This window comes from Burkholderia sp. Bp9090 (assembly GCF_003857985.1).
Taxonomy (GTDB): Bacteria; Pseudomonadota; Gammaproteobacteria; order Burkholderiales; family Burkholderiaceae; genus Burkholderia.
The window spans coordinates 61,530-80,792 of the sequence record NZ_QTPV01000009.1 but is presented as its reverse complement, the minus strand read 5'-3'; the positions used below and the strand labels follow the sequence as shown (position 1 = coordinate 80,792).

The 19,263-nt window shown below is 69.6% G+C and carries 18 protein-coding genes; 7 read left to right on the top strand and 11 right to left on the bottom strand.

What is annotated here, in order from left to right:
• Positions 1-194: 194 nt before the first annotated feature.
• A complete protein-coding gene (locus DIE16_RS11375; protein WP_124892304.1) occupies positions 195-1,835 on the top strand; it encodes a GMC family oxidoreductase in 1,641 nt (546 codons plus the stop codon).
• Positions 1,836-1,868: 33 nt separating this feature from the next.
• Here the strand turns inward: DIE16_RS11375 and DIE16_RS11370 are convergent, their stop codons facing one another.
• The 6 genes from DIE16_RS11370 to fliF are packed head-to-tail and all read right to left on the bottom strand — an operon-like array spanning position 1,869 to position 8,685.
• Positions 1,869-3,230 carry a flagellar hook-length control protein FliK gene (locus DIE16_RS11370; RefSeq protein ID WP_124892303.1) on the bottom strand — a complete coding sequence of 454 codons (1,362 nt, stop codon included), beginning with the start codon at positions 3,228-3,230 and terminating at the stop codon, positions 1,869-1,871.
• 31 nt (positions 3,231-3,261) lie between these two features.
• Complete coding sequence (gene fliJ / locus DIE16_RS11365) at positions 3,262-3,720, bottom strand: flagellar export protein FliJ (RefSeq protein ID WP_044849246.1); 459 nt, start codon at positions 3,718-3,720, stop codon at positions 3,262-3,264.
• A gap of 5 nt (positions 3,721-3,725) precedes the next feature.
• Complete coding sequence (fliI, locus tag DIE16_RS11360) at positions 3,726-5,267, bottom strand: flagellar protein export ATPase FliI (protein ID WP_124486675.1); 1,542 nt, start codon at positions 5,265-5,267, stop codon at positions 3,726-3,728.
• Positions 5,261-5,944 carry a flagellar assembly protein FliH gene (gene fliH, locus DIE16_RS11355; protein ID WP_124486674.1) on the bottom strand — a complete coding sequence of 228 codons (684 nt, stop codon included), beginning with the start codon at positions 5,942-5,944 and terminating at the stop codon, positions 5,261-5,263. Before fliH ends, fliI begins: the two co-directional genes overlap by 7 nt.
• Positions 5,937-6,932 (bottom strand): flagellar motor switch protein FliG, encoded by a 996-nt coding sequence (gene fliG / locus DIE16_RS11350; protein WP_124486673.1) that lies wholly within the window; start codon positions 6,930-6,932, stop codon positions 5,937-5,939. The genes fliH and fliG overlap by 8 nt, the downstream gene beginning before the upstream one ends.
• Positions 6,922-8,685 (bottom strand): flagellar basal-body MS-ring/collar protein FliF, encoded by a 1,764-nt coding sequence (gene fliF / locus DIE16_RS11345; RefSeq protein ID WP_044849242.1) that lies wholly within the window; start codon positions 8,683-8,685, stop codon positions 6,922-6,924. Before fliF ends, fliG begins: the two co-directional genes overlap by 11 nt.
• A gap of 251 nt (positions 8,686-8,936) precedes the next feature.
• Between fliF and fliE the strand changes: the two genes are divergently transcribed.
• The 6 genes from fliE to DIE16_RS11310 all read left to right on the top strand — a co-directional run bounded on the left by fliE (position 8,937) and on the right by DIE16_RS11310 (position 13,089).
• Positions 8,937-9,281: a flagellar hook-basal body complex protein FliE gene (gene fliE, locus DIE16_RS11335; protein ID WP_044849241.1), complete on the top strand. Its 345-nt coding sequence runs from the start codon at positions 8,937-8,939 to the stop codon at positions 9,279-9,281.
• A gap of 196 nt (positions 9,282-9,477) precedes the next feature.
• A complete protein-coding gene (gene fliS / locus DIE16_RS11330) occupies positions 9,478-9,912 on the top strand; it encodes a flagellar export chaperone FliS (protein WP_044849240.1) in 435 nt (144 codons plus the stop codon).
• Entirely contained in the window at positions 9,909-10,241 is a 333-nt protein-coding gene (locus tag DIE16_RS11325; protein ID WP_044849239.1) for a flagellar protein FliT, read from the top strand. Before fliS ends, DIE16_RS11325 begins: the two co-directional genes overlap by 4 nt.
• Positions 10,242-10,316: 75 nt before the next feature.
• Positions 10,317-11,711, top strand: a complete 1,395-nt coding sequence (locus DIE16_RS11320; RefSeq protein ID WP_124892302.1) for a flagellar hook-length control protein FliK — start codon at positions 10,317-10,319, stop codon at positions 11,709-11,711.
• The gene (locus tag DIE16_RS11315; protein WP_044848841.1) at positions 11,708-12,028 is read left to right on the top strand and encodes an EscU/YscU/HrcU family type III secretion system export apparatus switch protein; all 321 of its coding nucleotides are present in this window, start codon (positions 11,708-11,710) and stop codon (positions 12,026-12,028) included. The genes DIE16_RS11320 and DIE16_RS11315 overlap by 4 nt, the downstream gene beginning before the upstream one ends.
• Before the next feature lie 326 nt (positions 12,029-12,354).
• Positions 12,355-13,089 carry a PepSY-associated TM helix domain-containing protein gene (locus tag DIE16_RS11310; protein ID WP_124892301.1) on the top strand — a complete coding sequence of 245 codons (735 nt, stop codon included), beginning with the start codon at positions 12,355-12,357 and terminating at the stop codon, positions 13,087-13,089.
• A 166-nt stretch (positions 13,090-13,255) separates the two neighbouring features.
• On the opposite strand, the gene DIE16_RS11305 is transcribed toward DIE16_RS11310, so the two are convergent.
• From DIE16_RS11305 to DIE16_RS11285, 5 genes are all read right to left on the bottom strand, one after another.
• Entirely contained in the window at positions 13,256-14,281 is a 1,026-nt protein-coding gene (locus tag DIE16_RS11305) for an XdhC family protein (RefSeq protein WP_124892300.1), read from the bottom strand.
• Positions 14,282-14,621: 340 nt separating this feature from the next.
• Complete coding sequence (locus DIE16_RS11300) at positions 14,622-16,028, bottom strand: amino acid permease (protein WP_124520544.1); 1,407 nt, start codon at positions 16,026-16,028, stop codon at positions 14,622-14,624.
• 214 nt (positions 16,029-16,242) lie between these two features.
• Entirely contained in the window at positions 16,243-16,899 is a 657-nt protein-coding gene (rqpR, locus tag DIE16_RS11295; protein ID WP_124892299.1) for a response regulator transcription factor RqpR, read from the bottom strand.
• A 7-nt stretch (positions 16,900-16,906) separates the two neighbouring features.
• Entirely contained in the window at positions 16,907-17,725 is an 819-nt protein-coding gene (gene rqpS / locus DIE16_RS11290; protein ID WP_124892298.1) for a quorum system sensor histidine kinase RqpS, read from the bottom strand.
• A 416-nt stretch (positions 17,726-18,141) separates the two neighbouring features.
• Positions 18,142-18,912, bottom strand: a complete 771-nt coding sequence (locus DIE16_RS11285) for a ferredoxin--NADP reductase (RefSeq protein WP_059535031.1) — start codon at positions 18,910-18,912, stop codon at positions 18,142-18,144.
• Positions 18,913-19,263 lie beyond the last annotated feature (351 nt).

The window sequence follows — 19,263 nt, the reverse complement described above, 5'->3', positions numbered from 1 at the left end:
GGCGCGGCTTCTGGCGGCCGCTGCATCGCGTCGAATTCATCGATACATCTTAAATTTAGTTCACGCGGGCGTTTAGAGGAATCGCTCTTGAATCGGCGTGCCGCGCGCGCGACGGCCATTCCTACAATGCCCGAACATTACAAGCGGGAGCCGGGCCGCGCCGGGCGCCGTTCATGACACGAAGGAGACGTGACATGCAATACGACTACATCATCGTCGGTGGAGGATCGGGCGGGTCGAGCCTCGCGAGCCGCCTCGCCGATGCATGCCCCGACGCGACGATCGCGTTGATCGAGGCCGGTTCGCACACGGCGCGCAACCTGCTCGTCAACATGCCGGTGGGGATCGCGGCGCTCGTGCCGTTCAAGCTCGGCACGAACTACGGTTACGAAACGGTGCCGCAGCCGGGCCTCGGCGGCCGCCGCGGCTACCAGCCGCGCGGACGCGGGATGGGCGGCTCGAGCGCGATCAACGCGATGATCTACACGCGCGGCCATCCGGGCGACTACGACGAGTGGGCACAACTCGGTGCGACGGGCTGGGGCTGGCAGGACGTGCTGCCGTATTTCCGCCGCGCGGAAGGCAACGCGCGCGGCGCCGACGCCTGGCACGGCGCGGACGGGCCGCTGACGGTGTCCGATCTGCGCTTTCGCAATCCGTTCTCCGAACGATTCATCCAGGCCGCGCACGCGGCCGGTTATCCGCTCAACGACGACTTCAACGGCGCGACGCAGGAAGGCGTCGGCTTCTATCAGGTCACGCATCGCGACGGCTCGCGCTGCAGCGTTGCACGTGCGTACATCTACGACCGCGACCGGCCGAACCTGCATGTGATCACCGAGGCGACGGTGCTGCGCGTGGGCTTCGACGGCAGGCGCGCGGTCGGTGTGGTGGTGTCGCGCGACGGACGCGTCGAGACGCTCGGTGCGCGCGCGGAAGTGATCCTGTCGGCCGGCGCGTTCAATTCGCCGCAACTGCTGATGTGCTCGGGGATCGGGCCGGCGGAACAACTGCGCCGGCACGGGATCGCGGTCGTGCAGGACGCGCCGGATGTCGGCACCAACCTGATCGACCATATCGACTTCATCATCAACACGCGCGTGAATTCGTCGGAGCTGGTCGGCATCTGCCTGCGCGGGATCGCGAAGATGGCGCCGGCGCTCGCGCGCTATTTCTCGAGCCGCACGGGGATGATGACGAGCAACGTCGCGGAGGCCGGCGGCTTCATCAAGAGCGATCCGTCGCTCGATCGTCCGGACCTGCAGCTGCATTTCTGCACGGCGCTCGTCGACGATCACAACCGCAAGATGCACTGGGGCTTCGGTTATTCGCTGCACGTGTGCGCGTTGCGCCCGTTCAGCCGCGGCACGGTCGCGCTCGCGAGCGGCGATGCGCGCGACGCGCCGCTGATCGATCCGCGTTTCTTCAGCGATACGCGCGATCTCGACCTGCTCGTGCGCGGTGCGCAGGCGATGCGCCGGATCCTGTCGCAGGCGCCGCTCGCGTCGCAGGGCGGGCGCGAGCTGTACACGCGGGCGGGCCAGAGCGAAGCCGAGCTGCGCGCGACGATCGTCGCGCACGCCGACACGATCTATCACCCGGTCGGAACCTGCCGGATGGGCTCGGATGCGCGCGCGGTCGTGGATCCGCAACTGCGCGTTCGGGGTGTCGAAAGGCTGCGGGTGGTGGATGCGTCGGTGATGCCGACGCTGATCGGCGGGAACACGAATGCGCCGTCGGTGATGATCGGCGAACGCGCGGCGGACTTCATCGTCGCGGCGCGCCGGGGCAGCGTGCCGCGCGGCGAGGCGGCCGCGGCCGCGCACGGCCGCTGAGCGGCACATACCGGCACGCGAGCGACGCGATGCTCAGGCGAACGTATCGACGAGGCCCGCGCGGCTCACGGTGGCGGCGGCCGATGCGGATTGCGCGGCGTCGAGCGGTGCGTCGACGGCTGACGATCCGGCGCGCGCGCGCGGCGACGACCGGCCGCCGGCGAAGCTTTGCTGCGGGTTCTGCTGCTGCGACGCGAAGCCGCCGTCGCTGACCGTCGCGCTGCCCAGGCCGAGCCCGCCCGCTTCCATCGCCTCGCGCAGCTTCGGCAGCGCGGCTTCCACCGCGTCACGCACCTGCGCGTGCTGCGATACGAACAGTGCATGCGCGTGGTTGTCCGCGACGCGCAGCACGACCTGCAGCGGGCCGAGGTCCGGCGGGTTCAGCGTCAGCTCGGCGCTCTGCTGGTGTGCATTCGACAGGAACACGACCTTCTGGCTCAGCGCATCCGTCCAGTCGGCGGTGCCGACGTGCGGGGCCAGCACGTGCGGGTTGGCCGCGGCAATCGTGCTTGCGGCGGGCGATGCCTGGAGGTTCGCCTGGGCGGCTGCCGCAGCCGTGGCGGCGGCAGCGACCGTTGCGTCGGCGGCCGGGCTGGCGGTTTCTTCGGCGGCCGCGAATGCATGTTGCGCGGCGGGTTGGGCCGTTGCGCCGGCCTGCAGCGCCGGTGCGGCGGCCTGCGTGGCGGGCTGCTGTGTCGCGGGCGCGCCTTTGGCGTCGGCGAGCGCGCGGTCGAACGTCGGGACCTTCGGCGTCAGCGGGGCGGCGGCCGAGGCCGACGTCGTCGCTGCCGGTGCGGGCGCTGCGGCCGCCGCCGCGCCCGCCGCGGGCATCGCGATCGCGCCCGCGCCGCCGGTCAGCTTCGCCAGCGCGGCCTGCAGCGCGTCGCGACCCGGCGCGGGGGCAGCCGGCTCGGCGGCCGCATCCTTGCCGGCATGATTCGTCAGCGCGGCCGTGGCGTCGGGCTGGCCGGACACGGCCGTCGTCTGCGCGGCAGTGGCGGTGCTGTCGGCATCGGCCGGCGCCGCGTCGTTCGTGCGAGCCAGCAGCTGCGCCTGCACGGCGGCGGCCGCTGCGAGCGCGGCGGCGTCGGGATTGGGCGTCGCGTTCGCGTCGTCGGTCGGCTTGTCGTCGCCCGTGCCGGACGGCTTCGTGCCGGCGGCCGGCGTCGCCGACACCTGTTTCGTCGTGGCGTCCGGCATGCCGGCATTCGTCGCGTCGTGCCGCGTGTCGACGCTTTGCTTCAGCGTCTGCGCGAACGGCACGGCGGCCGGGCTGGCGGCGGCATCGTTGCCGGCGGTCTTGCCGGCGGCGGCCGACGAACCCGCGTCGCGGACGGCCTTGAGTGCGGTGCCGGCGGTGTCGAGCAGCGCGCCGAGCAGGGGCAGGGGAGGCATGACGATTCTCTCGTTCGAAAGCGGTGAGCGGCTACGCCGAGCGGGCGGCGTCGGCCCGCATGCGCAGGATCTTCGCGGCGTGTTCGTCGGCGTCGCGCTGTTCGCGCTTCGCGGTACGCTGCGCTTCCTGCGCGACGCCGCGCGCCTGCAGGATTTCGTATGAGCCGACGGTGCGTTTCTTCTGTTGCCAGTTCGGGCGCGCCTCGTCGATGCGGCGTTCAGCTGCGGCCAGCACGTTGCGCTGCTGCGCGATCGCAGCGTCGAGCGTGTCGATGAACGCCTGGAAATTGCGCCAGTTGCCGGCCGGCATCCCGCTCTGCGCGGACTGCGCGAAGCGTGCGTGGTATTCGTCGCGATAGCGCAGCAGCGCATCGAGCTGCTCGGCGGCAGCGGTGCGGTCGCGCTGCGCGGTGCCGAGCTGCTTCGCGGCCGTATCGAGATCTTCCTGCGCGCGGTCGAGCAGCAGTTGAAGGGGAAAGCCGTGTGCCATCGGGATCAGCCTCCGTGTACGTCGAACAGCGCATCGAGCGCGGCGAGGCTCGATTCGAACGGTGCGCATTCGCGAAAGCCCTGCTGCAGGAACGATTCGATGCGCGGGTAGAGCGCGATCGCGCGGTCGAGCTGCGCGTCGCGGCCGGGCGCATAGGCGCCGACCGCGATCAGGTCGCGATTGCGCTGGTAGCGCGACAGCATCTGCTTGAACTGCCGAACGCGGTCGAGATGCGGTTCGTCGATCAGCGCGGTCATCGCGCGGCTGATCGACGCCTCGATGTCGATCGCCGGATAGTGGCCGGCCTCGGCGAGCGCGCGCGACAGCACGACGTGGCCATCGAGGATCGCGCGCGCCGAGTCGGCGATCGGGTCCTGCTGGTCGTCGCCTTCGGTCAGCACCGTGTAGAACGCGGTGATCGAGCCGCCGCCTTCGGGCCCGTTGCCGGTGCGCTCGACGAGCGCGGGCAGCTTCGCGAACACCGACGGCGGATAACCCTTGGTCGCGGGCGGCTCGCCGATCGCGAGCGCGATCTCGCGCTGCGCCATCGCGTAGCGCGTCAGCGAATCCATCAGCAGCAGCACGTGCTTGCCCTGGTCGCGGAAATACTCGGCGAGCGACGTCGCGTAGGCGGCGCCCTGCATCCGCAGCAGCGGCGACACGTCGGCCGGCGCCGCGACGACGACCGAGCGCGCGAGCCCGTCCTCGCCGAGGATCTGTTCGATGAATTCCTTCACTTCGCGGCCGCGTTCACCGATCAGCCCGATCACGATCACTTCCGCGCTGGTGTAGCGCGCCATCGTGCCGAGCAGCACCGACTTGCCGACGCCGGAGCCGGCGAACAGGCCCATCCGCTGCCCGCGGCCGACGGTGAGCAGGCCGTTGATCGCGCGCACGCCGACGTCGAGTACGTGGTGGATCGGCTCGCGATCGAGCGGGTTGATCGACGGCGCCGACAGCGGCGCATCGACCTTCGACCCGAGCGGGCCGAGGCCGTCGAGCGGGCGGCCCGACGCGTCGACGACGCGCCCGAGCATTTCCCAGCCGACCGGCAGCCGCTTGGCGCCCGCGAGCGGATCGGCGACGGGCGCGGCCTCCAGCGGCCATACGCGCGCGCCGGGCAGGACGCCGGCGACGTCGGTGGTCGGCATCAGGAACAGGCGATCGCCGGAGAACCCGACGACTTCCGCTTCCGCGTGCGGCAGCGTGCTGCCGGGCGGCAATTCGATCGTGCATTCGGCGCCGACCGACAGGCGCAGCCCGATCGCCTCGAGCACGAGGCCCGCGGCGCGCGTGAGGCGCCCGCACGGCCGCAGCGGCAGCGCGCGGTGGCTGCGTGTCGCGAGCCCGTTCAGGTGCGTGCGCCAGTGCGCGAGATGCGGATTGTGCGGCGCGCGCGGCGTGTCGCAGGCGGCATCCGTCGCGTGTGCCGGCGCGTCGTGCGCGGTGTCGTGCGGACCGTCGGGGCCGAACGACGCGAGCGCGAGTTCGCGCTCGAGCGGCGTCATTCCGTCGTGCAGGATCGATTCGGGCGTGGGCGTCACCATGCGCTCACCTTGCCGATCGCGGCGGCGACGCGCTGCCAGCGGGTGGGCAGCGTCGCGTCGACCTCGCCCGTCGCGGCGTGCGCGCGGCAGCCGCCGCGCTCGATCGACGCGTCGGTGCGCACGTTCCAGCCGAGCGTATCGAGTTCGTCCTGCAGATAGGCTTCGACGACGGGCAGGTCGGCCGGATTCACCGCGAGATGCGGCGCGCCGGACAGCGCCGGTTCGGCGGCGAGCACGTCGCGCACCGCCGCGACGAGCGCGGCCGGATCGTGCTTCACGTGCTGGCGCACGACCTGCTGCGCGATGTCGAGCGCGAGCTGCGCGAGGTCGGACGCGAGATCGTGCTCGATGCTCGATACGGCTTCGCGGAACGACGCGGCGAGCGCCGCGAGCTGCGCGGCCTGTTTGCGGGCTTCGGCCTGGCCGGCTTCGAAACCCTGCTCGCGGCCCTGGTCGAAACCGGCCTGATAACCCAGCGCCTGGCCTTCGACGTGACCGGCCGCATGGCCTTCGGCATGCGCGGCGTCGCGCACGCGCTGCAGGTCCGCGGCGAGCGCGGCGGCGGCCGCTGCGGCAGCGTCGGGCGGCGGCGGGGGCGGCGGCGGATCGAACGACGCCATCTCCCACCGCTGGTACGCGGTGAGGGTGCCGGCGGGCTCGCGCGCGGAATCAGACATACGCGTCTTCCGCCTTGCCGCCGATCACGACCTGGCCGCTTTCGGCGAGATTGCGGACGATTTGCAGGATGCGGCGCTGCTGCGTCTCGACTTCGGACACGCGCACCGGGCCGCGCGCGTCGAGATCCTCGGCGAGCAGTTCGGCCGCGCGTTGCGACATGTTCGCGAGGAACTTCTGGCGCAGCGCGGGCGGCGCGCCCTTCAGCGCGATGATCAGCGTTTCCGACTCGACTTCCTTCAGCACCATCTGGATCGCGCGATCCTCGAGGTCGAGTAGGTTCTCGAACACGAACATCTGGTCGATGATCTTCTGCGCGAGCTCCGCGTCGTACTGGCGCACGCTTTCGAGCACGCCTTCCTCATGATTGCTCGTCATGAAGTTCAGGATCTCGGCCGCGGTACGGATGCCGCCCATCGGGCTGCGCTTCAGGTTGTCGCTGCCGGACAGCAGGCCGGTCAGCACGTCGTCGAGCTCGCGCAGCGCGGCCGGCTGGATGCCGTCGAGCGTCGCGATCCGCAGCAGCACGTCGTTGCGCAGCCGCTCGGTGAAGCACGATGCGATCTCGGACGCCTGGTCGCGGTCGAGGTGCACGAGGATGGTCGCGATGATCTGCGGATGCTCGTTCTTGATCAGTTCGGCCACCGCGCCCGAGTCCATCCACTTCAGGCCCTCGATGCCGCTCGTGTCGCTGCCCTGCAGGATCCGGTCGATCAGCACGCCGGCCTTGTCCTCGCCGAGCGCCTTGGTCAGCACCGAGCGGATGTAATCGCTCGAATCGAGCGACAGCGCGGTGTGCTGCTCGGCTTCCCTCGCGAACTCCTGCAGCACGTCCTCGACCTGCTCGCGCGTGACGTTCTTCAGCGCGGCCATCGCGGCGCCGATCTTCTGCACCTCGCGCGGCGCGAGGAACTTGAATACTTCAGCGGCCTCTTCCTCGCCGATCGACATCAGCAGCAGCGCGCTCTTGGTCAGGCCTTCAGCGTTCATCGGACACCCAGTTCTTCACGACGGTGGCGACGATCTTCGGATCCTGGCGGGCGATCGTGCGCGCGTAGTCGAGGTTGCGTTCGTAGCGGTTCTTTTCGTTCTCGAAGCCGAGCAGCAGCGCATCGGGCTCGTCGGCCTTGTCCGGGGCGGGCAGGCCGTCGAGCACGACCGCATCCTCCGGCGCCGCGAGCGCCGGCGCGGCCGGCTCGGGCGGCGGAAACGCGCGGCGCATCGCCGGGCGCACGAACATGAAATAGAGCGCCGCCGCGGCCGCCGCGATGCCGAGCCACTTCGCGGCTTCCTTCGCCATCGCGATCATGTCCGGCTGGCGCCACCACGGCAGGTCGGCGTACGGATCGCTCGCGGTCGAGAACGCGCTGTTCACGACGTTCACCGAGTCGCCGCGCTTCTCGTCGTAGCCCATCGCGTCCTTCACGAGCTGCTCGATCTGCGCGAGCTTCGCGGGTGGCAGCGGCTGCATCGTCACGTGGCCCTTCGCGTCGGCCACCGGCTGGTAATTGACGACGACGGCGACCGACAGCCGCTTCACGTTGCCCATCGGCTGCTCGACGTGGCGGATCGTCTTGTCGAGTTCGTAGTTGGTCGTCTGGTCCTTGCGGTCGCTGACGGGCGTCGACTGCGGCCCGCTCTGGCCGTTACCGGCGACGATCGGCGCGGAGGCCGGCTGCGGCGGCGTGTTCGACAGCGCGCCCGGCACGCCCGAGGCGCCGCCCTGCGCGAGTTCGGTGGCCGTGCTGGTCTGCTGGCTGCGGATCGCGGTCTGCTGCGGCGAGGCGTTCGGGCCGTAGCTTTCCGAGGTCTGCTCGAGCCTGGAGAAATCGACGTCGGCGCTGACCTGCGAGCGCGCGTTGCCGGCGCCGAAGATCGGCGCGAGGATCGCGTCGATGCGCTTTTGCGTGTTGCGCTCGACCTGCTGCACGTACTTGAGCTGGCTCGCGTCGAGGCCGGAGGCCGACGCCGTCTGGGTCAGCAGGTTGCCGTCCTGGTCGACGATCGTCACGTTCTTGGCCGGCATGTCGGGCACGCCGGACGACACCATCCGCGTGATCGCCTGGACCTGGCCCTCGTCGAGCACGCGGCCCGGGTAGAGGTCGACGAACACCGACGCGCTCGGCGCTTCCTTGTCGCGCACGAACACCGACGGCTTCGGGATCGCGAGATGCACGCGCGCCGTTTTCACCGCGTTGATCGACTCGATCGTGCGCTGCAGCTCGCCTTCGAGCGCGCGCTGGTAGTTCACCTGCTCCGCGAACTGGCTGATGCCGAATTTCTGGTTGTCCATCAGCTCGAAGCCGACCGAGCCGCCCTTGGGCAGGCCCATCGCGGCGAGCTTCAGGCGCGTTTCGTGCACCTGGTTCGACGGCACCAGGATCGCGCCGCCCGCGTCGGCGAACTTGTAGGGAACGTTTGCCTGCTGGAGCGCGGTGATGATCGCGCCGCCGTCGCGGTCCGACAGGTTGCTGTACAGCACGCGATAGTCGGGCGCGCGGCTCCACAGCACGAGCGCGGTGATCGCGGCGACGGCGAACGCGACGGCGATCACGAACGGCAGCTTCGGGTTGCCCTTCATCCGCGAGATGCCGGGGATGCGTTCCGCGAAGCCGCCGAACCCGAAGTCCGCGCCGGCGCCGCCTGCTCCCGGCAACGCGGCGGCCGCGGTGGCGCCTGGCACCGGGCTGGCGAGGCCCGTGCGGGCGTCGGGGTTGATCAGCGAGTTGGCCTGCGAATCCATGCGTGGAGTTTCTCCGGAGCGGGACGACTGAGCCGCTCGGACGAGCGGACGGACAATGACACGATGCGATTATCGGGACCCGGGCGCGACTCCGATCGACCGAAAAGAGCGGGGTTTCCCCCGTACTTTCGCGGCTTTGGCGCGCGCCGCGCTGCTATCCTTTTTCGCGATCCGGCATGGTGCGCGTCGTACGGCGCCGTCGGAAACGCCCGGTGTGCCCGGGTCTCATCTCTTACAGGTCTGGGGACAGCATGGCTGCCAACGTCAGCGGAATCGGTTCGGTGTTGCAACAGATGCAGGCGATGGCCGCGCAGGCGAGCGGCGGCGTCGGGAGCCCGGCGGCAGCGCTCGCCGGCTCGGGCGCCGCGACGGCCGGCACGTTCGCGAGCGCGATGAAGGCGTCGCTCGACAAGATCAGCGGCGACCAGCAGCACGCGCTCGGCGAGGCGCACGCGTTCGAGGTCGGCGCGGCGAACGTGTCGCTGAACGACGTGATGGTCGACATGCAGAAGGCCAACATCGGTTTCCAGTTCGGGCTCCAGGTCCGCAACAAGCTCGTGAGCGCGTACAACGACATCATGCAGATGTCGGTCTGACCCGCCGGCAACCGGCGACGGGCATCCGGCGACGGGCTTCCCGGGGCAGCCGCCCAGGGGAGCAGCCTGCCTGCCGCGCCGGCGGCCCGCGCACCTAAAGCTTTCCAATTCCGTTCCGATAACTCTGGAACGAGGCCGCGTCGTGCATCGCAAGGCGGCGGCCACCGCATAGCCAACGCATCACAAGGAGAAGCGCATGTTTTCCCCAGGACACGCTGGAGCCAGTGCGTACGCGCGTGTCGGCGTCGAGACGGGGGTGATGGGCGCCTCCCCGCACCGGCTGATCGCGATGCTGTATCAGGGCGCGCGGCAGGCCATCGCGCTCGCGCGCATGCATTTGCAGCAGGGCAACGTGTCCGCACGCGGCGAAGCGATCGGCAAGGCGATCGGGATCGTCGAGAACGGCCTGCAGGTGTCGCTGAATCGCGACGCGGGCGGCCAGATCGCCGAGCGCCTCGACGCGCTGTACACCTATATCGGCCGGCGCCTGCTGGAAGCCAACATGCACGCGAGCGACGCGATGCTGGTCGAGGTCGACGGGCTGCTCGCGACGCTCGAGGAAGCATGGACGGGCATCGCTCCGGAAGTCGCGCGCATGGCCGCGCAACAGGCGGCGGGCGCGGCGCGATGAATCTCAAGGCCGAATACTTCGCTCGCTACGAGGCGCTCGCGGCCGTGTCGGGCCGCATGCTGTGCGCGGCGCGCGGCGCGGACTGGCGCGCGCTGCCGGAGTTGCAGGCCGAATTCCTGAGGCTCGTCGACGGGTTGAAGGCGGCCGCTCCGGGCGTCGCGCTCGACGAAGCGGACCTCGGCCGCAAGCTCGCGCTGATCCGCCGCATCCTTGCCGACGACGCCGCGATCCGCGATCTCGCGAGCCCGGAAGTCGCGCGATTGTCCGCGCTGTTCGAGGCGCGGCGCTCGACCGAGGTATTGACCGATCTCTACCGCGCTCGCGGATAGTGCCCGTTTGCCGGGGCGGCGGTAGCCGCGTGCCCGGCTTCGCAACGATGTGGCTGAGGTGAGCAGGCTTCGATCATGACCGGTATCGACTCCGTTGCGGCCGCCCTGCTGGCGAGCCGCCTCGACAGCCTGCTGGCCGGCACCGTGACGGCGCCCGCCGGCGGCGGCGCGACCGCGCAAGTCGGCACGCCGGGTGCCGGCGCGTCGTCGCCGCCCGCGACGGGGGCCACGCCGGCCGCGCCGCCGGCGTCCGCGCAGACGGCGTTATCCGATGTCGCGCTCGTGCTCGATGCGATCTCGCGCTCTGGCGGTGTCGCGACGCCCGTGATCGCCGGGCGCACGCCGCTGCTGGCCGACCCTTCCGTGCTGCTGGGCGGCGCGGCGACTGCGCCGCCGGTCGGGCAGAGCGCCTCCGATCCGGCCGCTTCGGCCGCCGCTTCTTCCACTGCTTCCTACACCGCTTCTTCCAGCACTTCTTCAACCGCGTCGCCCGCGTCCGACGTCGCGGCCACGCGCGCTGCGGCTGCCGCACCGCCCGTCGCGGCGCTGCACGCGGCGCTCGCGCAGGCCGTGAGCGAAAGCGGCCTCTTCTACGAATCCCATCTCGCGCAGTGGCTGGCCGGCCAGCGCCCGCTCGCCGCGCTGATGCGCGAACCGCAGGCGCGCCTCACGACCGTGCCGGTGCAGCCAGCCCCGGATGCCGCGCAGCACGATGCGCCCGATGTGCTCGACGAACTGCTCGCGCCGCGTCTGCCGTTGCCGGCGGCCGCGCCGCGATTCGCCATGCAACCGGGCGCGCCCGCGCCGGGCGGTGCAGTGCCGCACGAGCCTGTGCCGAACGCCCAGCTGGTCGCCCGGCCGGGTGCCGCGTCGGGCACGGCCGCGCTGACCGACCCGCTCGGCGACCATCCCGACCCGCGCTGGACGCCGGCGCGCGCCGAACTGGCCGCCGCGTCGGCCGATCCGCAGGCGCAGGCATCGGCTCCCGTGCATCCGGCCGCCGTGCCGATCGTCCGGCAGCAGCTCGACGCACTCGCGACGGACCAGTTTCGCTGGGCCGGCGAGGCATGGCCCGGTGCGCGGCTCGACTGGACGATCGAGCCCGACGATCCGGGCGGCCGCGCGTCGCGCGGCGGCGACGACACGGGGGACGGGATCGCCTGGCGCACCCGGCTGACGCTCACGTTGCCGTCGCTCGGCACGGTCGACGCGGAGCTGGTGTTGAACGGCAAGCAGCTCGTCGCGCGGCTGCGCGCGAATTCGGCCGGCGCCGACCGGCTCACGCGAAACGAGGCGGCGTTGCGGCAACGGTTCGAGGGATCGGGCCTGCAGCTCGGCGGACTGTCGATCCGCGCGGTCGGCGACGAGCCGGACGGCTTCGATCCGCTCGCCGCGCAGGCCGCCGCTGCCGCGTATGCGCGCAGTGCGGCTGGCGGCATGCCGGGCGCCGACGACGAGGTGCCGCGATGAGCATGACGTCGCGCAAGCGCGCGGCCGCGCTCGTCTACGATCCGAAAGGCGGCGATGCCGCGCCGCGCGTGGTCGCGAAGGGGTATGGCCTGCTCGCCGAGATGATCGTCGCGCGTGCCCGTGATGCGGGGCTGTACGTGCACACCGCGCCGGAGATGGTGTCGCTGCTGATGCAGGTCGACCTCGACGACCGGATTCCGCCGCAGCTTTACCAGGCCGTCGCGGATCTGCTCGCGTGGCTGTATGCGCTCGATCGCACCGAGCCCGAACCGGGTGACGCCGCGCCGCGCTTTCCGTTGCCGCCGCTGCGCCGCTGAGCAGTTGAGCTGCTGAGCCACTGAATTGCTGAAGCGCTGAGCCCGCGGCCACGCCCACGCCAACGCCCACGGAGTTTTTCTTGCGAAATGCTGTCCGGGTCTTTCGTGATCATTTCGTCGGAATTTTTCGTCTATTGACCGGAATCTGCGTGCGATCTGTATGCTTTTTTGGTTATCTCTGGACTTTCTCGGCCGCTCCATCGTGTGCCGGCGGATTGAGCGGCCGCGTCATTTGTGTAATGATATCCATTCTCATTTTCATGCTGTCCGGGCGGCGCACGTTTTCCGTGCGCCGCCCGTTGCTTTGAACGAATGGATACTCTCGCGTGAACGCGCCCGAAACGATCGCCCCGCCGCAGGCGGGCAGGCCCCCCGCGGGCGTTACCGTGCTGCACCCGGCCGCACGGCCCCTGAGCGACGCCGAACTGGCGGCGCGCCGCCAGCGCTCGCGCCGCGCGACCTTCATCAAATGGCTGCGCAAGGTGCACGGCTGGGTCGGACTGTGGGGCGCGGTGCTCGGATTGCTGTTCGGCGTGACGGGCGTGCTGCTGAACCACCGTGCGCCGCCGCTGAAGATCCCGACCGGCGAACCGCAGGTCGAGCAGATGCAGATCGCGTTGCCGGACCCGGTGCCGAAGTCGCCCGCCGCGATGACGAAGTGGCTCCAGCAGGAACTGCACTTCGACGGCCGGCCGGGCCGCGTGCGCAAGGAGCCTGCGCAGCCGGTCGCCTGGGGCGACAAGCGCGTGATGCAGCCCGAGCACTGGCAGATGGGCCTGTTCGGTCCGCACCAGAACCTGCAGGCGGAATACTGGGTCGGCAACGGCTACGTGTCGGTGAAGCGCACCGGCAACACGTTCCTGACGACGCTGAACAACCTGCATCGTGGCGTCGGCATGAATCTCGGCTGGGTGCTGCTGATGGACACGATCGCGGGTTCGCTGATCCTGTTGTCGCTGACGGGCGTGCTGCTGTGGACGGAGCTGAACAAGCGCCGCACGATCGGCGTCGTGCTGGTGGCCGGCTCGGTCGCCGCGGCGCTCGCGGCGGGCCTTGCCTGACGTCGGCATCGACGCGCGCCGGTTTTCCGCCGACGCATGACGGCCATCCGGCGCGGCCTTGCACCGCAGCGACGGCGTCAAGAAAACGCCGGGCCGCCCCAGGTTTTCCGCCCCGAAGGAAGTCTCCTTGGGGGGCTGGCGCGAAGCGACCGGTTTGGAGGGGGCCTCAGAGGCCGCAGGCCGCGCCGCCGTTTGCCGCGATTTCGCGGGCGGCCTTCGCGCCCTCGACCTGCAGGATCGTCGGCAGCGACACGTTGTTCTTCGCGGCCGTCACTTCGGCGAGGATCGAGATCGCGATTTCGGGCGGCGTGCGGCTGCCGATGTAGATGCCGGCCGGCCCGTGCAGCCGCGCAAGTTCCGCCTCGCTCAGGTCGAATTCGAGCAGCCGCTCGCGCCGCGCCGCATTGTTGCGTCGCGAGCCGAGCGCGCCCACGTAGAACGCGGGCGTCTTCAACGCCTCCATCAGCGCGAGATCGTCGAGCTTCGGGTCGTGCGTGAGCGCGATCACGGCCGAACGCGCGTCGAGCTTCATGTCGAGCACCGTGTCGTCGGGCATCGTGTGCACGACGCGCGTGCCCGGCACGTCCCACGCGTCCGTGTATTCCTCGCGCGGATCGCAAACCGTCACCTGATAGTCGAGCCCGACCGCGATCTGGCACAGATAGCGCGACAATTGCCCGGCGCCGATCACGAGCATCCGGTAGCGCGGCCCGTGGATCGTCACGAGCCGCTCGCCGTCGAACGCGAGCCCGTCGGTCGCCTGCGCGGGTGACAGCGACGCGCGCCCGGTCGCGAGCGCCATCGTGCGCGTGACGAGGCGGCCGGCTTCGACTTCCGCGCACAACGCGGCGATCCCGCTGTCGCGCGTGAGCGGCTCCAGCACGAGCTGGATCGTGCCGCCGCAGGGCAGCCCGAAGCGGTGCGCTTCCTCGGCCGTCACGCCGTACTTGACGGCTTCCGGGCGCGCGTCGGCCGCGATCCCGCTCGCATGCACGCGGGCGATCAGGTCGTCCTCGATGCATCCGCCGGACACGGAGCCGACCACGAGCCCGTCCTCGCGCACCGCGAGCATCGCGCCTTCGGGGCGCGGCGACGAGCCCCACGTCTTCACGACCGTCACGAGCAGCACGCGGCGCCCTTCGTCGAGCCAGCGCGCGCTGGATTTCAGTACATCGAGATCGACGCTTTCCATCATCCTGTTCCTGTTGCCGGACGGCCCGCCGGGCCGGGCCGTCGTTCGATGGCGGGATTATGAACCGGCCGGCGCGCGCGTGCCGGCAGCGTGCAGATCGTGGCGGCAAATCCGGACGATCGGGCAAGAAATCGCGACGATCGGGCAGCGATCGTGCGCGGGCGGGGCGAAGCGGCGCATGTCGCGCCGCCCGCGCGGGTGCGCCTGTGGCGAGGACGATTCGGGCGGGGACGATTCAGGCGGGAGGGAGCGGGGCGCACGGGGCCGGTGCCGGCCCGGCGTGGCGTCGTACCGCTACACGCTGGGTGCTGCGCGCGGTGTGCGCGCGCAGCGGCGGCGGTCAATGCGCGTCGTGGTGACCGTGCGCGAGCTTCGAGTGGCGCCGCGAATACAGGAAGTAGATCACGAGGCCGATCACGAGCCAGATGCCGAACGCGGCCCACGTGACGGGCTGCAGGTTCAGCATCAGGAACAGGCACGCGCCGACCGCGAGGATCGGCACCACCGGCACGCCCGGGCAACGGAACGCGCGCGGCAGTTCCGGGTGCGTGCGGCGCAGCACCAGCACCGCGATCGACACCATCGAGAACGCGGCGAGCGTGCCGATGTTGATCAGCTCGGCGAGCACGTTGAGCGGCACGAGCGCGGCGATCAGCCCGAAGAACAGGCCGACGAGCCAGGTCGTCAGGAAGGGCGTCGCGTAGCGCGGATGCACGCGCGACAGCGTCGCCGGCAGCAGCCCGTCGCGCGACATCGCGAAGATGATCCGCGTCTGGCCGTAACTCATCACGAGGATCACGGTCAGCATGCCGAGCACCGCGCCGAGGTCGATGAAGCCCGCGACCCACTTCTCGCCGGCGATCTGCAGCGCATACGAGATCGGGTGCGACACGTTCGCGTACTGCGCCGACGGCACGATGCCGGTCGCGACCGCCGCGACCGTCACGTACAGCACCGCGCACACCGCGAGCGACGCGATGATGCCGATCGGCAGGTCGCGCTTCGGGTTCTTCACTTCCTCGGCCGCCGACGACACCGCGTCGAAGCCGATGAACGCGAAGAACATCACGGCCGCAGCACCGAACACGCCGTTCCAGCCGTGCGGCATGAACGGCTTCCAGTTCGCGGGTGTCACGTGGAACACGCCGACCGCGATCACGAGCAGCACAACCGACACCTTGATGAACACCATGATGTTGTTGATGCGGGTCGACTCGCGGATGCCGATCGACAGCAGCGTCGTGATCACCAGCATCACGAGGAACGCCGGCAGGTTGAACCACGTGACGACGCCCGGAATCGCGCCGGGTGCGGCCGTCAGCACGGTCGGCAGCGAGAGCCCGAAGCCCTGCAGCAGCGACTGCAGGTAGCCCGACCAGCCGACCGACACGGCCGACGCCGCGAGGCCGTATTCGAGCATCAGGTCCCAGCCGATGATCCAGGCGACGAGCTCGCCGAGCGTCGCGTACGAATACGTGTAGATCGAGCCCGCGACCGGAATCGTCGACGCGAATTCGGCGTACGACAGCGCCGCGAGGCCGCATGCGATCGCGGCGATCACGAACGACAGCATCAGCGCTGGGCCGGCCTGCACGGCGCCCGTGCCGGTCAGCACGAAGATGCCGGTGCCGATGATCGCGCCGATGCCGAGGAAGGTGAGGTCGATTGCGCCGAGCGCTTTCTTGAGCCCGGCGCCGTGCGCGCCGGCGATCATGCGATCGACGTTTTTCTTGCGGAAGAGGGACATTGCGGATGTGTCTCCGGCGCGCGCGAGCGCGGCGGCGCCGAGTGAGTGAAAACCCGCAATTTTAGCCGATTTGGCGTGAAAGACCCGCTGCGGCGCAGCGGCGTGCTGCGGAATCGCCCGACAAAACAAGCGCTTGCGCGCAGCATTCGGCGGCCGGCGCCGGCGCGGCGCAGGCCGGCGCGGTGAACGGCGCGATTCCGGTGAATCCGGCGGATCAGGCGCCCGACGCGGGCGTCATCTCGACGAGCCGGTTGCTCATCACGTAGAACGTCAGTTCCGCGTTGTTCGACAGCCGCATCTTCTCGAGCAGCCGCGACCGGTACACGCTGACCGTCTTCACCGACAGCGACAGCGTGTTCGCGATGTCGGTGAGGCGCTTGCCCGACGCGAGCATGCAGAGCGTCTGGTATTCGCGGTCGGACAGCTTCTCGTGCGGCAGCGGTTCGTTCTCGAACGACACGTATTCGGCGAGCGCCTCGGCCATCGCCGGGCTCACGTACTTGCGGCCGGCCGCGACCTGCTGGATCGCGCCGATCATCTGCGCGGCATTCACCGTCTTCGACAGGTAGCCGGAGGCGCCGGCCTTCAGCGCGCGCACCGCGTACTGGTCCTCGCGGTACATCGAGAACATCAGCACCGGCGCGGCCGGCAGCTTGCGCTTGATGCGCTTGAGCACCTCGATGCCGTTCGCGTCCGGCAGCGAGATGTCGAGCAGGATCACATCGAAGGCCTGGCGGTCGACCGCGGCCATCGCATCGCTGCCGGTCTCGGCTTCGGTCACGTCGCGCGCGACGCCGCGGTCGATCAGCAGGTGGCGGATCCCTTGGCGGACGATCGCATGATCGTCCACGAGCAGGATGTTCAGGCTCATGACGACCTCACGAAAGCGACGCGCGGCGCGCGGCGGCCGGCACCGCGAACAGCGAGTCCCACGCGAAGCGCGCGATGACGCGCGTGCCGCGGCCCGCTTCCGGCGCACGCGCGTCGAAGCTGCCGCCGAACGCCTCGCAGCGTGCGCGCATCCCGGCGAGGCCGTAGCCGGCGCGCCGGCTGCGGGTAAAACCGGTCCCGTCGTCGGTGACGATCAGGGACAGATGCGTGTCGTCCGTATCGATCTGCACGTCGACGGACGTCGCGCGCGCATGCTTCGCGACGTTCGACAGTGCTTCTTGAGCGACACGGAAGATCGCGAGCGCGCCGGCGCCGCCGAGTTGCGTGAGCCGCGCGTCGGCCGCGCAGACGAAGCTCGTACGCAGGCCGGTGCGGGCCGCGTGGCTGTCGGCCCACGTCGACAGTGCGCCGACGACGCCGCCGTCGAGTGCCGGCGTGTCGCGCTCGTCGATCAGCCTGCGGTTGGCGTCGGTCGCGGCGTCGAGCGACCGCTGCGCCAGCTCGAGCGCGCGCAGGCAGCCCTCCGGCGCATCGGCCGGCAGCCACGTTTGAACGTTTGCGAGCGCGAAACGCGCGGCGGTGAGTTCGGCGCCGAGCCCGTCATGCAGTTCGCCGGCCAGATGGCGGCGGGCCGCTTCGTCGGCGGCCGTCAGCTGAAGGGACAGCGCCGCGATCCGGGCGGCGGACGCGTCGCGGTTGGGCAGGGCTTCGGCCACGGGGGCTGCTGCCGCGCCGTCGCCAGGCACGCACGGCTGCGACGGGAACGGGGCGTGGGCGCCCGGGGGCGCGTTGAGCGACGTATCCATGACTCTCCCTGCTGTCAGAAAGCGGTTCGGGCACCGGCTGGCTGCGTGGATCGGCTGCCGTTTCGATGACGGTCGCCGTCAGAGAATCGCCCCTTGCCGAGGTAACAGAAGTTACAATTTGTAACGTTTGAGTCCGACCCTTCAATGACCGTCCCGACGCCAACCATGCGGGCCGAATAATATCTCAAAAATTTTGAAAAGGTCATGTCAGACGGAGGTTTAAGGGTAAATGTGAATAATCGGAATGAAGCTGGCTGTAGGAAAAACACCGACACGAAAGCACCGGCGTTGCGCGTATCCAAATGTAACGATTTGACATGGAATAGTCCCAGTTTGTTACGAATTCGCCAAGTAGGGACGAAAAAAAACCGGAGCTTTTGCTCCGGTTCTTGATACGGCACAAATTCGGGGTTCGATCAGTCCACGAATGCACGCTCGATCACGTAGTGACCCGGCGCGCTGTTCTTGCCTTCGACGAGGCCGGCCTGCTTCAGCAGGTCGGTCGTGTCCTTCAGCATCGCGGTGCTGCCGCACAGCATCACGCGGTCGTTTTCCGGCGAGAACGCCGGCACGCCGAGGTCCGTGAACAGCTTGCCCGTCGCGATCAGGTCGGTGATCCGGCCCTCGTTGTCGAACGCTTCGCGCGTGACCGTCGGGTAGTAGACGAGCTTTTCCTTGATGATGTCGCCGAGATACTCGTGGCCCGGCAGGTCGTGCTTGATGTAGTCCATGTACGCCAGCTCGCCCTTCAGGCGGCAGGTGTGCGTCAGGATGACCTTGTCGAAGCGTTCGTAGATGTCCGGGTCGCGGATGATCGACATGAACGGCGCGAGGCCCGTGCCGGTCGACAGCATCCACAGCGTCTTGCCGGGCAGCAGGTTGTCGGCGACGAGCGTGCCGGTCGGCTTCTTGCCGATCAGCACCGAGTCGCCCACCTTCAGGTGCTGCAGGCGCGACGTCAGCGGGCCGTTCTGGACCTTGATGCTGAAGAATTCGAGGTGCTCTTCGTAGTTCGGGCTGACGATCGAGTAGGCACGCGCGAGCGGCTTGCCGTCGACCTCGAGGCCGACCATCGTGAATTCGCCGTTGTTGAAGCGCAGGCTCGGCTCACGGGTGCAGGTGAAGCTGAAAAGCGTGTCGGTCCAGTGATGGACGGATTGGACGGTGGCGGTGTCGTATTTGCTCATGGCTTTGAAAACGGACGCGCGTAGCGGACGCGTGTAACGGGCCCAAAAACGGGCAAAAAAACCGAGTGCGTCGGCCCGATCGCGGATCGGCCGGCCGGCGCGTCGGACACGCGCCTTCTCGATGACAGACGTTTGAGGAACTCTTTATTTTACCCTGCTTGGGGCAGATGCGGGCTTGACCCGCGCGGCTGCGCGGATTTGGCGCAACGGAATCTTGCAAACAGCTTTCAGTAATCGGCAGCGAGCTTCGCGCCGCGAACACGCTGGTCCGGGACGCGCACGCTTTCGAGCCGGTCAGGCAGGTGAACCGGCCGCTGCGATATGCGCTTCGGTAGTCGCGGGCATGCGGTG